Source organism: Aliikangiella sp. G2MR2-5, from assembly GCF_015687155.1.
Taxonomy (GTDB): domain Bacteria; phylum Pseudomonadota; class Gammaproteobacteria; order Enterobacterales; family Kangiellaceae; genus Aliikangiella.
In genome coordinates this window covers 555,981-570,645 of record NZ_JADPQF010000001.1, presented here as the reverse complement: position 1 = coordinate 570,645, position 14,665 = coordinate 555,981, and the positions used below count along the sequence as shown (strand labels likewise).

The following is a 14,665-nucleotide window of genomic DNA, read 5'->3' as shown; positions in this document are numbered from 1 at the left end:
TTTAGTCATTCCATTCATATTAATACTTTTTTCTTCTTTTCTTGTTCTTCAAACACTAAAAATTCAGTTGCTCCGTGAGCAGAATTTATTACAGTAGAGTCACTCATATCCGGCACTCCCCTAAGGAAACTTCCCGCGTATTTCCCACTAAGAGAAAATATCCCCCAAATCATGCGAAAATTCTGATAGCCAGAAAACTCATCTGCAGTTAAAACCAAATCCGGCTCGCAGTACGACTGTACAATCCAGTCATTATCGTTCCTTAACATCTCCACTGAATCAGACCATTCTTTATCGCTAACCGAAGAACCGATAATAACGTCCTCTCCTTGAGCCGAATGAGCCTTCTTTAAAAGAAAGCGATTCTTTTGCTCAAGTAAAAGCTGAATATCTATTTCATCACTTCCTTGTTCTTCAATCTTTGACAGCTTCCTACTCCATGGAAAATACTGCTGAATAGTTTCGAGTTCATCTTTGCTCAATTTTTTTTGAATTGAATTCTCATGCATTAGTGAAAAGACATGCTTATTTCCCATTAGTACGAAATTTGAATGGTCTGGGTAGTAAAATTTACCCTTTGCTGATTCAGCCTGCACTTGATTATATTTACTGACCGGAACCTGGCCATCCTTGTCTACAGCAAAGATAATCGCGTCTACTACAACAGAGTTTGCTAGCGCATAGCCATCTGAAGAAAACTCCAGGTCGCTTAGGTTTTTGATAAATATTACGTCTCCGCTACTTAAGTGGCTAGGCCTCACATACTCGTAAACTGACTGAAATCGTTGCTGAATTATGGAACGCCGTTCATCAGTTAACTCAGGCATATAGAACAATATATTGCCGGTCACCTTCTTCCCTTTTATTCGAAATATAGACTGACAAATCGAGCCAAATAGACTTTCACAAATATTTCTATGCTTAATATTCCATGTTCCTGACTGTTCAAAAACGTGTAAAGAATTGAGCACCTCCGGAGAAAGAGAATCCATCTGCCAACCGCCTAGCGCAGCACCACAATTTAGCTCTAACAGTCTTATTTGTCGTTCTTGAATGATTGCATCGAATCTTATTGGCACATCACTAATGTCGAATTTCTGCTCGTTGAAAAGGGCTGCCACAATAGGAGAGACATTCAAATACGAAGCGAACTCATCGACACCTTCATCTAACTTCAATCTAAGTACTTTTTGGACTAAAGATGGAACCTTGCGCACTAGATCGTTAATTTTTTTGGTGAACTTTTCGCCAATAATGCAAGGCCAGGGACTTACTCTATATTTATAATTGCGCATAAAAGGCTCTATCCTTTCCGAACCAGAATTAAAGCGCATTTTTTGAACTTCCGTGTTCTTTCCAATAAGCACTGATAACTCGAAAAATAACTCAGAATAAAATCTGTTATCAGCTACAACATTCTCAACTTCCATGAGCCCCTCTAAAAAAATCTGTTAATTTGCTAACTTTTCTATATTGTTATTTGATTTCTTTTGCTATTTGAAGCTTTAACTTTTGCCAGCTTCATTTTTTGTTCTATCAATTCTGCCACTTCTCTAATTGAACTATTTTCAAAGAACTCCCTATAACTTAACTCAATTTGGAACTGCTTCTTTAGCCTTGAAAACAGACCTGTCACCAACAAAGAATGGCCTCCAACATCAAAAAAACTATCTCTGACACAAATATCATTTACATTAAGGAGTTCCTTCCACATACCAAGAATACTTTTCTCGAGGTCATTTTTGGGCAGCTCAATTTGCACTTCGAACTCAAAATCAACCATCGCATGCAACTTTTTGAAATCCGTTTTCCCATTCATCGTCATAGGAATTGTGTCTAGAAAAATAAAATGCGCCGGAACCATATGCATTGGCAGACTCTCTTTTAAAAATCCCTTTAACACTCTGTCATTCAATTCCGAACAACAATCCTTAGTACAAACAACAAACGCAACCAGAGTTGCATCTATCTGGTCTGGATTAACGATCATCACACGTGATTGAGAAACGCTTTCAATGGATTCAATTCGATTTTCGATTTCTGCAGGCTCAATACGGAAGCCTCTCAATTTGAACTGGCGATCTTTTCTACCAAGGCATTGGACATCACCATTGACGAGATAGCGTCCTAGATCGCCTGTCAAATAGATTAGGTCGGTACTAACGTTACTCTGTGGATTAACAATAAATTTCTGACTAGTTAACTTCTTGTCGTTCAGATAGCCCAATGTCAAATTTGGGCTCCGAATCCCAATTTCACCAATCTCACCAATCCCACACTGTTTTTTACGCCCATTCAGAACTACTAATTGAACATCAGACACCCCTCGTCCTACAGGAAGTACCGATTGACAATTTTTAATTCGGTCAAATGATTTAGGGTTGATATAGTAGCTTACAGCCCGACTTGTCTCTGTAGAACCATATAGATTAATGACCTTTGCGTTGGGCGCGTGATTATAAATTGACTTCACATGTTCTACAGATAAGGATTCCCCAGCCAAAAATATATTTCTCAAACTATTAACCGGCTCTTCATTAGCAGCGAATACAAAGTTTGCAAGACTAGGTGTTAGATGCAAGGTCGTAATTTTTATCTTTCGCATCCATCGACCAACATTTTGAAAATCAAACTCTCTCTCACTTGGAATACAAATCGTCGCACCTAAGCATAACGGAGTAAAAATATCGCGTTGCAAAGGATCATGTAAAAGTCCTGCGAGCATTCCAAAACGGTCATCAGAGTTCAAATCGAATTTTTCTGCCATCCACTCTGTATATGCTGTTAACGAACCATGACATCCTTGAATTATTTTAGGCTTGCCTTCCGTTCCAGAAGTTAGTGCAATATAAGCAGGTGTAAACTTATTAAATACATTTGCCGAGACCGAACTATTTTTATCCAGCTCGTCATAATTACCTGAGCATTTCAAAGGATCAGCGGTTAAAGATTTGGACTCGGTGAAAGACACTACTCTTAGATTATTGTTTTCAATTAGCCATTCTTTGATTTTGCTACTTCTTCCTCCAGGCAGAACTACTAGCTTAACCGCGAGTAAGCTAAGCTGTCTTTCAATATGCTCTGCGGGACTGTCAGCTGATATCAATAGGTACGAAGCTCCTACTTTAAACAGAGATAGAATTGCAGTAACAAGATTATGATTTCGTTCTGCAACAATTGCGACCACGTCTCCTTCTTCTACACCACTCCTACTTAGTCGAAGAGCAAATTTGCAAACAGACTCTAGTAGCTCGGCGTAGGTTAAATTAGTTCCTGAGTATTCGATAGCTGACTTCATTGGTCTAAGTCTGGCATTTCTTTCAAAATGCTCGATTACGGTTCCCTTAAATTCTTCATTTAAAGGCTCGCTTAAATCTGGTGTACTTAAGTTAATAGTGTTCAGCTTATTATCGACATACTCATTTGAGCTTCGAAGCTCGAAATCGCAAATCAATTTATTTGGTTTCTCGAATACCTGCTCTAACAAGCTTACATACTGATTTAGCAATATATTGGCTTCGACTAAAGAATATTTTTGCTGGTCGAAGTGGCATTGCATTGAAAGTACATCGTTTATTTCTTCCACGTAAAAAGTAAAGTCAAATTTGCTATCCAGAACCGGCATATAATCCAGATCAGCCTTAACTAAACTGCCAGAGAGTTCCAATTCGGGAAGGTTAAGCAGGTTCAGAAAAATATTGAACAATCCAGATGATTTCTTCTTTCCCTGATTCTTTATGTTCTGGGCGATGGTCTCGTAGGGGATATCCTGATTCGCCTGAACACTTTGTAAATTAGATATTTGCTGTTCCAGAAAATCTTTAAAGCTCAGATTTTGATCGATCCTGCTTCGTATTGGAAGGTTATTGATAAAGGCTCCGAATAGCTCTTGTGTACCGGGAAAATTTCTACCGGAAACAGGAAAACCTATTGTTATATCGTCTTGATTAGTTAATTTTGAAATCAGTATTACAAGTGCTGACTGTAGGATATTAAATAAACTACCTTTGCTAGATGAAGCGAGCTCTATCAATTTCGATAACACTTCACTTTCTAAAAGAACACTAACTTTATTATCAGCAGCTAATGGTTTTGTTTTTATTTCATCATTTACATCACCATCTTCGCCCTCAAATATAGTATTTGCCAGGCTCTCGGTAGGAATAAAGTCTTGCAAATAATTTTTCCAGAATTCTCGTTGTCTTTTACTCGCCTCTGATTGTAACTGTTCCCTCTGCCATTCAATGTAGTCAAAATAGTCGAGTTTATTTTTTGCAGACTCATGCAAACTTCCTTGAAGTGATTGCTCGTAGTATTCAATAAATTTCTTAGAAAATATTGAAAGTGACCAACCATCACAAATAAGATGATGAAAATTAACATGGAAAAGCCATTTTTGCTCTTCTAACTTTACTACCAAAGCGGAAAATAACGACTCCTTATCTAGTTGAAAACGTCTGGCAGCCTGTTTAAGACAAAGCGCTTTTGCTAGCTCTTCTCTTTCATTTTTATCTATGTTACTTAGATCATGAAACTCTGGTCGGTAGAAAGACTCCGCATCAAGGTAAAGTTTTGGAACGCTATCAACCTCCATTACTCTGACATGGAAAAGACTATTTTCCTTATAGAGTTTTTCTAGCGCATCTTCAACAGCAGCAAAATTTAGAACACCGCTAACTCGAATGCCGCCAGCAATATTGTTCTGATTGCTGTTTTCATTCAGTTTTTCAGAAAACCATATACGAAATTGAGTCGCAGACAGATCCATTGGAAATTTTTTTTCTGTCGCCTTAAGATCGGTGAAGTTTTCATTGTTAGAGCTTTCAATCAATAAAGCTAGCGCTCTAATCGATTGCCCCTTAAAAAACTGTTCTGTCGTGATCTTTAAAGAATACTCATCAAAAGCACGATGAATAATCTGCGTAATCAAAAGCGAATGTCCACCTAGTTCAAAAAAATTGTCTTCTATACAAAGATTCTCTGGTGAAATATTTAGAGTTGAAGACCAAATATTGTGGAGATACTCTTCCGTCTTATTTTGAGGTAGTTTGATTGTCTCTTTAGCAGAATTCGTTTTATCCCATGGCAACGCTGAATAATCGATTTTACCATTGATATTAGTAGGAATGTTTTCAATTTGGATAAATCGACCTGGTCTCATATACACAGGAAGAGACTGCATAAGATGACTATTCAAATCTTGAATTAGCAGCCCGCATTCAGCTTCAGAATCGCAAGTCAGAATCAAAAATCCTACAAGCTCCGAATCGATAGAACCAGTATTCTTAGCTGCTACTACACAATCTTTAACTGAATCAAACTCACGAATTCGATTTTCTATTTCTTCTAACTCTATGCGATAACCTCTTATTTTGACCTGATTATCAACTCTTCCTAAAAATACTAGCGAACCATCCGCCTCGTAAGCACCAAGGTCACCAGTTCGATAGGCTCTTCCGATCTTCTTAATATTCGTTATAAACTTCTCATTGGTTAGATTTGGCTGGTTTATGTAGCCGTCGGCAAGGCACGCTCCTGAAATCATAATTTCACCAATACAACCTATTGGCGATGCTTGCTCATACTGGTCAATTACCCATACATTATGGCCTGACAAGGGTTTTCCGATCCTGACTTGAGAGCAATCATTTTCAGAAATAAGCTGGAGAGTAGATGTAATAACAGCTTCGGTAGGTCCATATGCATTATATAACTGACAACCAGACTTTCCTCCATAGCGAAACCAGGCTTCAATCACATGCGTAGTAAGATTATCTCCTCCAACGACCAACCTTGACAATTTGGATTGATTCCACAAATCACTGAAAGACTCATTCAATAGCTGCGAGAAATATAAAGGAGTTAAATCAGTCAAAGTAATTCGGTCTTTAACTAATGACTCCAAAAATGTGCGACCGTCAAAGAGCCCTTGACTTTTAATAAATAATGTAGATCCGGAAATCAAACTTGCAAATGTTTGCTCATAGTAAGTATCGAATCCGAATGAGTTAATTTGCAATATTTTGTCTTTGTCAGTGATCTCAAGTTCTCTACAAATACTCTCAATATGGATTGCAATCGCATAGTTTGAGACAACAACTCCCTTGGGTTTACCGGTTGTTCCTGAAGTAAAAATCACATATGCTGGATTTTTAACCGACAGTCTGTCATTAACAAGAGAATTAACAGATTCTTTGCTATCTTTTGATAACTCTTGCAGTTCAGAAATGCTACACACTCTGAACTGACTAAACTTTGAGGAAACCGGTAATGTTTCACTGGAAATAATCAATGATAAATTCGATTCCTCTGCCATAAGCATCAGTCTTTTGGCAGGATGAGAAGAGTCTAGAGGGACAAAAGCAGCGCCTGCCTTTAATATGCCAATAATGCTTTTAATCGTGTCAATTGAAGGGAGTAGACACACGCCTATGTAGTCACCAGGATTTATTGCGTAACGAGAAATCAAATTTTGCGCAATACGGTCTGTTTGTACATCAAGTTCTTTATAAGAAATTTGATTTTGATCACAGTCTATTGCAACAGAATCAGGCGCTCGCAAAGCCTGTTCCCGAAATTTTTCAATTAGGTGAACGCCCTGATCTCTTTCTAGCGGACTACTTTGTGAAGCATTATCTATAAATTCAGCTTCCTGGTCACTCATAATTCTGAGTCGACTGAACTCGAAGACTCGTTCTACTGAAATTTGCTCTATTAATTTGATAAATCGCTTTTCAAAAAGCTTAATATTTTCAGTTGAAAAATAATCTTTACGATAATCGATTAGAACTTTCAAATCGAAGTTTTTGCCATACTCCCAAAAAGTTAAAGTTAATGGCGTTTCATCATGGTCATGAGACTGATAGAATAACTCCGATTCACAATCACCAATTTTAACTCCACTATCGAGTTTCAGATAATTGAAATCAACTTCGAAGAGGTCTCTATGACCGCCCTCCAGCCCCAGGCTTCTAACAATATGTCCTAGCGGGTATCGCTGATATTTGAATATTCGCTTCTGCTCGGTCCCAATATGATCACAAAGCTGTTGAAACCTGCTCAAATTTGTCATTTCTATTAGTAATGGGCTAACACTGGTAAACACACCCACCGCTGCTTTCTGTTCCTTTCCTCTTCGGTTATGTACGGGTACTCCGATAACAAACCGAGAGGTGTTACAAACTTTATGCAAATAGAGAGCAAAGCAGGAGAGATAAAATCCTGGAATGGAAATCGCCAATTCAGTAGTAAGAGTTTTAACCGACTGATGGAGATGATCAGGAATGACTATAGTAAAGCGTCCACTAGTTGGCTCTGAATCAGTTTTCCTGCATGATCTGGTAGAATCAACAAATACTCTCTCCGGTATATCCTTAAGATAGTCATCCCAAAACTTTTTGTCTTTTACATATCTGTCGCTCGAGAAATACTTGCTATCGAGCTCCACCACATCCCGCCATGAACTTCCCGTTTGAACATGATTACCTTGATAAAATTCACTCAAGGCTGACGCCCAGTTAGCAAACCCCCACCCATCTATCAAAAGGTGATGAGCGATTCCAACATATCGGAAATCATCTTCTGAGAGCTTCACTAAAAATGCTCTATAAAGTTTTTTTTCTTTCAGAGAAAAGCTTGTCTGAAAAAGTTCCTTAATCCAACAATGAAATGCGTCATCGGGCGATGCAGATTCACTCATATCTTCCATAACGAGTTCGCTATTTCGCTCTTCCGAGACTCTCTGATAAATCCCCTGACTACTACTTTCAAATTGAAGTCCAAAGATATCGTAGTGAGTAATCACCTTCCTATGAGCATCACTAATTCTTTCAAGGTTCACCTTTTTAAGCTGGATATAACCGCCGATATTGTAGATTGGAGAACTTCCGTTTCTCGCTTGATCCCAGTAGATATCCTGTTGCACCAATGTCAAAGGCAACAAGGAATCTGCTCCAGTTTCATTGATTGTTTTCATCTAACAGAATTCCTCAACCATTGACTGTTTTTCCGTGTTGCTTAGCTCTTGATTAGCCTTACTCATGGCACTACCTTGTTCCATAACAATGATTTTGTCGGCCACGTGAAAATATTTATCATCATGACTGATAACTATGACGGCTTTATTCTTTTTCTTTAGTTCTGGCAGTATGCGATGGTAGAAAACTCGCTTAAAAACCGGATCCTGATCTGCGGCCCACTCATCAAAAAGGTATACAGGTTTATCTTCAAGGAAAGCAACTAAAAGAGCCAGCCTTTTGCGCTGGCCGTCAGAGAGTGAAATAGTAGAAAATCGACCATCAGTTATTTTTACTTTTGACGATAAGTGAAGCAGATCCAGGTATTCATTTGCCAACCTTTCCTTGTCAGAATCAACATTAATCAGAAGTTGATCAAAAAGAAAATAGTCAGAGTAAATTGCTGAAATGCTTTGGCGAAAAGTAAAAACCGACTCACGGTCTATTGGCTGATTTCCAAAAGATATTGTTCCTTTCTGTGGTAGATAGTGTAAAGTAATTAATTTGCTTAAAGTCGATTTACCAGAGCCATTGGCGCCTATTATAAAAGTGATTTTCCCTTTCTCTATTTCAATAGAAATCGGACCAACTTCAAAACCGGGCTCGTCATCTGGCGACTCATACTGATAATAGACTTTGTTGAATTTAATACTCTGCCAACTGTCAAAATCTTTAGCTGAACGCTCTATCTCTTCATTTGGGATTGCTTTCAGTAGCTGTCCAATTTTTCGTACCGACACCATCGATACGGTAAGCTGCGGAATGGCATTTAAAATGATTCCCATAGGTCCAACGAGATAGAGCAAAGCCATTACTACACCGATCAACTCTTGCTGTGTCATCGAATGATAATTGACAAAAACAAAGCTAACGAGCCCAATAACAAAAAAGCTCATTAATTCGCCAAAGCTAGAAGTCACATTTACAATCGTATGTGCTAATTTGTCATTTTTTAGAATTTCTTGTTCATGTTTGTTTAATACTTTCTCGAAAAACACAGCACGCTTTTCACTACTTAGCTTAAGCTCTTTTGCACCGTATACAAGCCCCCGAATCCCCTCTTGTAATTCATCTCGAATATTTCTGGAACGAGTAAATATTTTTCTTCCAAAGAGCATTGGAATTTGATAGGTAATCACACCAAAAACAATTGCCATTATTACTAGTTTAAATACTTCCGCATTCAGGTAGAGTAAAAAGCCAAGCATTCCGACTAGAGATACAGAATTTATTAACAAACCAGGGATAATTCTTGCCCCCATCACAACTCTTGGCACATCGATATTTATTGACGCAATCAGCTTTGAAGATCCTAGCTTTTCAAGCGCTGCAATGGGCGCATTGGATATTTGATGATAAAAGCGGGTCCTGAAATCTTTAGCTACTAGAGCAGCCACACGCAAAAGTATAACTTCAGAAATTGTGCGAATAGCTAAAATAAGAAAACAGGAACTAAAGAAAAGAATAGCTAACTCCAAACTGGCAACCTCGATCCCAAGAACTGTGTCTACCTGATCTCCGACTTCAACAAATGATTCATCTTTAGGCTGTACACTGATTAATACCAGGGGAATTAGTGCAGAATAGCCAATACCGGCAATTGTTCCTAATACAACAGACAGAAAGACCTTATTAGGGGCTCTCCTCATAAATTCTGTGAACAACTTCATCCTTAACCTTCCTTTGTGGATTCTGGCATTAACGTCAATATCTTTTTGTCTGAAACCTCAGTTCTAAACTGAGTAAACTCGACTTGATTGAACAATTCGACCATATCATCATAGTGCTCACTAGATACCTGTCCAGATTGACCTGTTGAATTGCTAAAGAAGTGCTTTGAAGCGCCATTATGGAGCTCGATTATCTGTCTAAATCCAGCCCCAAATTTCTGTAGATATCCTTCAGACTCATCGAATTGAATATCTGCTACATTGATCGAATTCGGCGAACCACCGTTACTAATCCTACGCTCAAATATTGAATCTAATACTTTAATATTGCTAAAGGGCATGTGCTCATACAAGGTTAGGTGAACACTTCCCCAAGCCCAGTCATCAATATCATCTCCTACCAGTTTTTCTATTTGGTTAATACTTTTCTCAAGAGATGCAATCAATCTATCTGTGCACACTTCATCTTCAGTCGTTTCTATATCATTACACCATTCGGGATTATTGTTGATAATGTCTACAACTTGATTTGCGGTTAATGTATTTAGCAAGGAATTTAAGTAAGCAGATTTATTATTTTCATTCCACGCAGCTTTAAATTCGTCTGAAAAAATGGAGCGCTTCAGATGTTCGAACCAGGTAAAATAGATGGTAGCGGCCACACTATTTTTATCTGCATTTCCATCCCATTGGGCCAATAGATTAACTACATAGGAAAGCTGCTTTTCTTCGACTTTTAAATTGGAAAGCATACTTTTAAGACGTTGAGTAGAATTGTCAACTGTATCTTTCTGCATGTTTTTCATGTCAGCAACCGATAACTTCTTCCTGTTATCCAACTTACTTTGTACTAATTGAGAAATCCGGTTAGCTCTATCAGGCGTGGCCCAATTTGAGGAGATATGGTAGGGATAAGAGTCTTCAACATTTTGATTGTTAGCAGATACAATGAATTTAGATTCTGGATTCAGACTATGAGGCATTTCATCAAAGTCAATATATCCTTGCCAGTCATAATCAGGAGAACTACCCATGACTGGGAGGTTTCCAGTCCCTTTGTTTCTTATGGGTATCCGACCAATTCCTTGAAAACCAATATTATTCTGATCGTCAATGTATAAGATATTTAACGCTGGTGCGACATAATCACTTAATGCTGTTCTAAGTTCGCTTGAATTTTTTGCATAGTTCAGCTTAAGAAATGATTCATACGTAGTGTCGTCTTTATCCAATGCTGTCCAGCGCAATGCTACCGGCTGTTCTACACCTTTTACTACATCGCTTATAACAGGACCATGAACCGTTCGTCTTACCTTTATTTCAACAGGCTTCAAAGGCTTTCTAAGTCCAGCAGGAAAGTCTTGCTTTACTTGTATTAACTCGGATTTCACTTCAAACTTTATCCAGCTGTTATCAAATAAGTACTCTTGCGGATTTTCAAAGTTTGGAGTTTCGATATACAAGTCTTGAACATCTGCCTGCATAGCTGTTGCTCCCCATGCGACATATTCATTTTGTCCAAAGACAACTACAGGCAATCCTACAAGACTCATCCCTTTGATTTTGAAATCATCAATATTTTGTTCTACTGGGTACCAGAGTGAAGGAATTTGTATTCCCAAGTGAGGGTCATTCGCTAGTAGCGGCTTTCCTGATTCTGTGAGGTCTCCAGAAATAACCCATGCGTTACTTCCAACAAATATTCCTCCGATCTTCAACTCATTTTCAAATGAAAAATCAATAGTGAGTAAGTTACTGACTGCTTTCAGAGATTCTGATGCTAATTTGTTTTGCTTATCTTCATCAACACTATTAGATTCAGTTTGATAGTTTGGAAAGATACTAGCAATTTGCACTTTATTTAAATGCTGTGACGCTACGTAGTGCTGGATTTCAGAACGAAAATTTCCAGCCAGATTAAGCGCAAAAATTTTACTCCAGGAAACTGAATCTAATATACTCCATGGTTCAGGTTCAACACCAAAAACTTCAAATTCAATGGGCAATTGGTTTCTTTCTTCCAACCAGGAATTAATTCCAGAACTATAAGACTCTAAAGATTGAATAGCATCTTTACTCAAATGTTTGATTGCTTCTTTTGCAGAGTCTCGAATTCCTAGCGTCCTGATCCAGACATCCTGGTTTAAGCTCTCCTTGCCAAAAACCTCACTTAATCTACCCTGACTAATGCGCCTTTGAAGTTCGAGTTGCCATAAGCGATCTTGAGCATGAGCATAGCCCATTGCAAAATAGACATCGTTTTTATTCTTTCCATTTAGGTAAACTACGCCGAAATCATCTCTTTGAATTGTGACCTGGGAAGAAATACCTTTTACAGAAATTTCCCCACTGTCTTTTGGCAATGGCTGGATTAGAAATCGGTCATATAAGAACCATCCTGTAATCATTAATGGAATGATAATAAAACCCAGCATCCTCCATAAAATTGGATTTCGTTTTAACATAGATGTCCCTTAGCGATACTTTCTGATTTTATAATTGCAAAATTAGTATTTTTTTAGTTCTATCAGACCATAAAATACTGCGTCCTATTTGCAGGCGAGATATGTATATCAAAAGAAAACACATATATCTATGACAAAGATGACGATTAAATCTTTTTTGAGCAAAATAATCTCGAAGAGAAATATAAATTAATTTTGCAAATATACGTCACTCTCGGAAGTGATTGTTTTTCGCGCTATAATTTCACAGCGAGATATTATCTTGATGTTTTTTTGCAAACAAAAGTCCTTTCAATTTAAATCTTTTAATGTTTTTCTTTCGCCAATATATTTTCCAGACCTTCAGCTTTTTTGATAACTTCTTTCAAACCAATTTCACATTTAGATAGCACGAGCAAAACGACATCTCTCAAAGCAATAACAAATCCCTTCTAGAGATATTCATTCTGTTTTCTGATTTTTACTTTTACTTAAATGCATCTCCTTTGTTATGCTTCGCCAAAAATCTGTTTGAAAGTTTTACTATGATTACAAGTAAATGGTTTTTAACGCCTCAAAGAATTCTTGATCCGCAACTAAGAGTTTTTTGCTTCCCATACGCAGGAGGCAGTGCATCAACCTATATCCCATGGGCTAAGAAATTGCCCTACAACGTTGAGCTTGTCGCTGTGCAACCCCCAGGACGTTCATCACGAATACTTGAGGAACCCTATACGGATATGAATGAATTAATCACATCCTTATTCCCAGAATTCGTAAATTTAACTGACAAGCCCTACATATTGTTTGGTCACAGTTTAGGTAGCAGAGTTGCGTTCGAGCTTGCAAAAAAATGTCTTCAAGAAAAGGTTAACCTTCCACTACACTTTTTTGCTTCGGGTAGTAGAGCGCCGTTCATTCCTTGTAGGGAGGAGCCTATTTACAATCTGCCGGATAACGAGTTTGTTGACCGGTTAAGAACTTTAAACGGGACACCCGCTGAAGTTTTGCAAAACAAGGAACTAATGGAATTGTGTATTCCATTGTTAAGAAGTGACTTTAAAATTGCAGATACCTATCTGGCAAATACGGAAACGGTAATTCCTCTTTCAGCGTCAGTACTAAGCGGTACTAATGATATAGAAATTACTTCTGAGGATCTGAACGCATGGAAAAAGGTTTTCAGCAAAATTGATGAGTTAAAATACATTGAAGGTGATCATTTTTTTATTGAATCTAACCGGGACTCAGTAATCGACTTCGTTAACTCAACAATAAATAAAACACTAACAAAAAGTAATGTAGGTCAAATCTTTAATAAAAAGGCATTCGCCTAGTGCACAGCTACTTTGGTGATACCCGGTGCTCGTTCATTAAAAATGTTAAACGTGATTTCCTGAATCAACCATTGCCCATAAAAGGCTGCCAGGTTGATTTCGAAATAAGTGAATATGAAGATCGACTGTTTGTTGCGTGGGGAATTGACTGCCCTCCCAAAATAAGACGAGCGGTAGTCAAGAGAAAGGCTGAGTTTCTAGCAGGCAGAATCGCGGCCGGCTTCGTTCTATCAAAGCTTAACTTAGAAAATCATAACATTACTATAGGAAAAAATCGCGAGCCTGTTTGGCCCCTCGGCATCAATGGTTCTATCACTCACACCAACTCCAAAGCTGCAGCAATCATCGCGCCTGACAAGGACATTACTTTTTTGGGGCTTGATCGTGAGGATTGGATTGACTCGAGAGTAAGTCGAGAAATTGTTTCCTCAATTCTGGACTCTTACGAGATTCACCAACTAGAATCTGCTAATACTAACTTGGCACACTTCGACTATAACCAACGACTCACAATTCTGTACTCAGCCAAAGAGACTTTTTTCAAAGCCCTTCACCCTAAAATCAAGTCTTACTTTGACTTTAAAGATGCCAGGGTCAATTTAGGTGTTGAACAAACAGACTCTCTTGAGATTTCGCTTAGTCGAGCGCTATCGCGGGATTATTTGGAAGGATTCATGCTACCTGTGAAGTTTAAAACTGACACTGAAAGTGCTACAACCTATATTATTGAGTAACCTTAATTTAAGGTTGTAAACCCCATCTAGAAACTTTAGGCATATCAGTTCTAAAATAGAAATTTAATCTGCATCACAGCTAAATTACTGATAAATGGCCAGCAGTAAGTCTGTGAACTTGCGAAAATCAGGAAGCAGTACTTTACAGGCTGAGCTACTGGTACTGTCTTGAAAATGGTCCAGTTGAAACTAAGAATGAACAAATTCAACAGTTAATTGCACGCTTGAGGATATGAGAATGGTGAAGAGTATAAAATTTGGAGCGGGAAACGAGATTCGAACTCGCGACCCCAACCTTGGCAAGGTTGTGCTCTACCAGCTGAGCTATTCCCGCATCTGGTACTAAAACCATGAGGCTTTAGTCAATGGTGCCCGGGGCCGGAGTCGAACCGGCACGGTGTTGCCACCGAGGGATTTTAAGTCCCTTGCGTCTACCAATTTCGCCACCCGGGCAGACGTCTTTAT

The 14,665-nt window shown here is 38.3% G+C and carries 6 protein-coding genes and 2 tRNA genes; 2 read left to right on the top strand and 6 right to left on the bottom strand.

Translation table 11 applies throughout. From position 1 onward, the window contains the following. Window positions 1-14: 14 nt before the first annotated feature. The 4 genes from IYN84_RS02445 to IYN84_RS02430 are packed head-to-tail and all read right to left on the bottom strand — an operon-like array spanning window position 15 to window position 12,150. A complete protein-coding gene (locus IYN84_RS02445) occupies window positions 15-1,430 on the bottom strand; it encodes a hypothetical protein (protein WP_196137572.1) in 1,416 nt (471 codons plus the stop codon). A 38-nt stretch (window positions 1,431-1,468) separates the two neighbouring features. Beyond that, window positions 1,469-7,975 carry a non-ribosomal peptide synthetase gene (locus IYN84_RS02440; RefSeq protein WP_196137571.1) on the bottom strand — a complete coding sequence of 2,169 codons (6,507 nt, stop codon included), beginning with the start codon at window positions 7,973-7,975 and terminating at the stop codon, window positions 1,469-1,471. Next, window positions 7,976-9,685, bottom strand: a complete 1,710-nt coding sequence (locus tag IYN84_RS02435; RefSeq protein WP_196137570.1) for a cyclic peptide export ABC transporter — start codon at window positions 9,683-9,685, stop codon at window positions 7,976-7,978. A gap of 2 nt (window positions 9,686-9,687) precedes the next feature. Next, on the bottom strand, window positions 9,688-12,150 hold the full coding sequence (locus IYN84_RS02430; protein ID WP_196137569.1) for a penicillin acylase family protein: 2,463 nt from the start codon (window positions 12,148-12,150) through the stop codon (window positions 9,688-9,690). A gap of 524 nt (window positions 12,151-12,674) precedes the next feature. Here IYN84_RS02430 and IYN84_RS02425 point away from each other — a divergent pair. Beyond that, window positions 12,675-13,466 (top strand): thioesterase II family protein, encoded by a 792-nt coding sequence (locus tag IYN84_RS02425; RefSeq protein ID WP_196137568.1) that lies wholly within the window; start codon window positions 12,675-12,677, stop codon window positions 13,464-13,466. Then, window positions 13,466-14,200 (top strand): 4'-phosphopantetheinyl transferase superfamily protein, encoded by a 735-nt coding sequence (locus tag IYN84_RS02420; RefSeq protein ID WP_196137567.1) that lies wholly within the window; start codon window positions 13,466-13,468, stop codon window positions 14,198-14,200. Before IYN84_RS02425 ends, IYN84_RS02420 begins: the two co-directional genes overlap by 1 nt. A 258-nt stretch (window positions 14,201-14,458) precedes the next feature. On the opposite strand, the gene IYN84_RS02415 is transcribed toward IYN84_RS02420, so the two are convergent. Together IYN84_RS02415 and IYN84_RS02410 are read right to left on the bottom strand one after the other, a co-directional pair. Continuing rightward, a tRNA-Gly gene (locus IYN84_RS02415) sits at window positions 14,459-14,534 on the bottom strand. Between the two features lie 32 nt (window positions 14,535-14,566). After that, window positions 14,567-14,653: transfer RNA gene (locus IYN84_RS02410), tRNA-Leu, on the bottom strand. Window positions 14,654-14,665 lie beyond the last annotated feature (12 nt).

What these genes read in the sequence shown, in the direction of transcription:
- IYN84_RS02435 (WP_196137570.1), bottom strand. Translation starts at nt 9,685, where the DNA reads ATGAAGTTGTTCACAGAATTTATGAGGAGAGCCCCTAATAAGGTCTTT.
- IYN84_RS02430 (WP_196137569.1), bottom strand. Translation starts at nt 12,150, where the DNA reads ATGTTAAAACGAAATCCAATTTTATGGAGGATGCTGGGTTTTATTATC.
- IYN84_RS02445 (WP_196137572.1), bottom strand. Translation starts at nt 1,430, where the DNA reads ATGGAAGTTGAGAATGTTGTAGCTGATAACAGATTTTATTCTGAGTTA.
- IYN84_RS02425 (WP_196137568.1), top strand. Translation starts at nt 12,675, where the DNA reads ATGATTACAAGTAAATGGTTTTTAACGCCTCAAAGAATTCTTGATCCG.
- IYN84_RS02440 (WP_196137571.1), bottom strand. Translation starts at nt 7,975, where the DNA reads ATGAAAACAATCAATGAAACTGGAGCAGATTCCTTGTTGCCTTTGACA.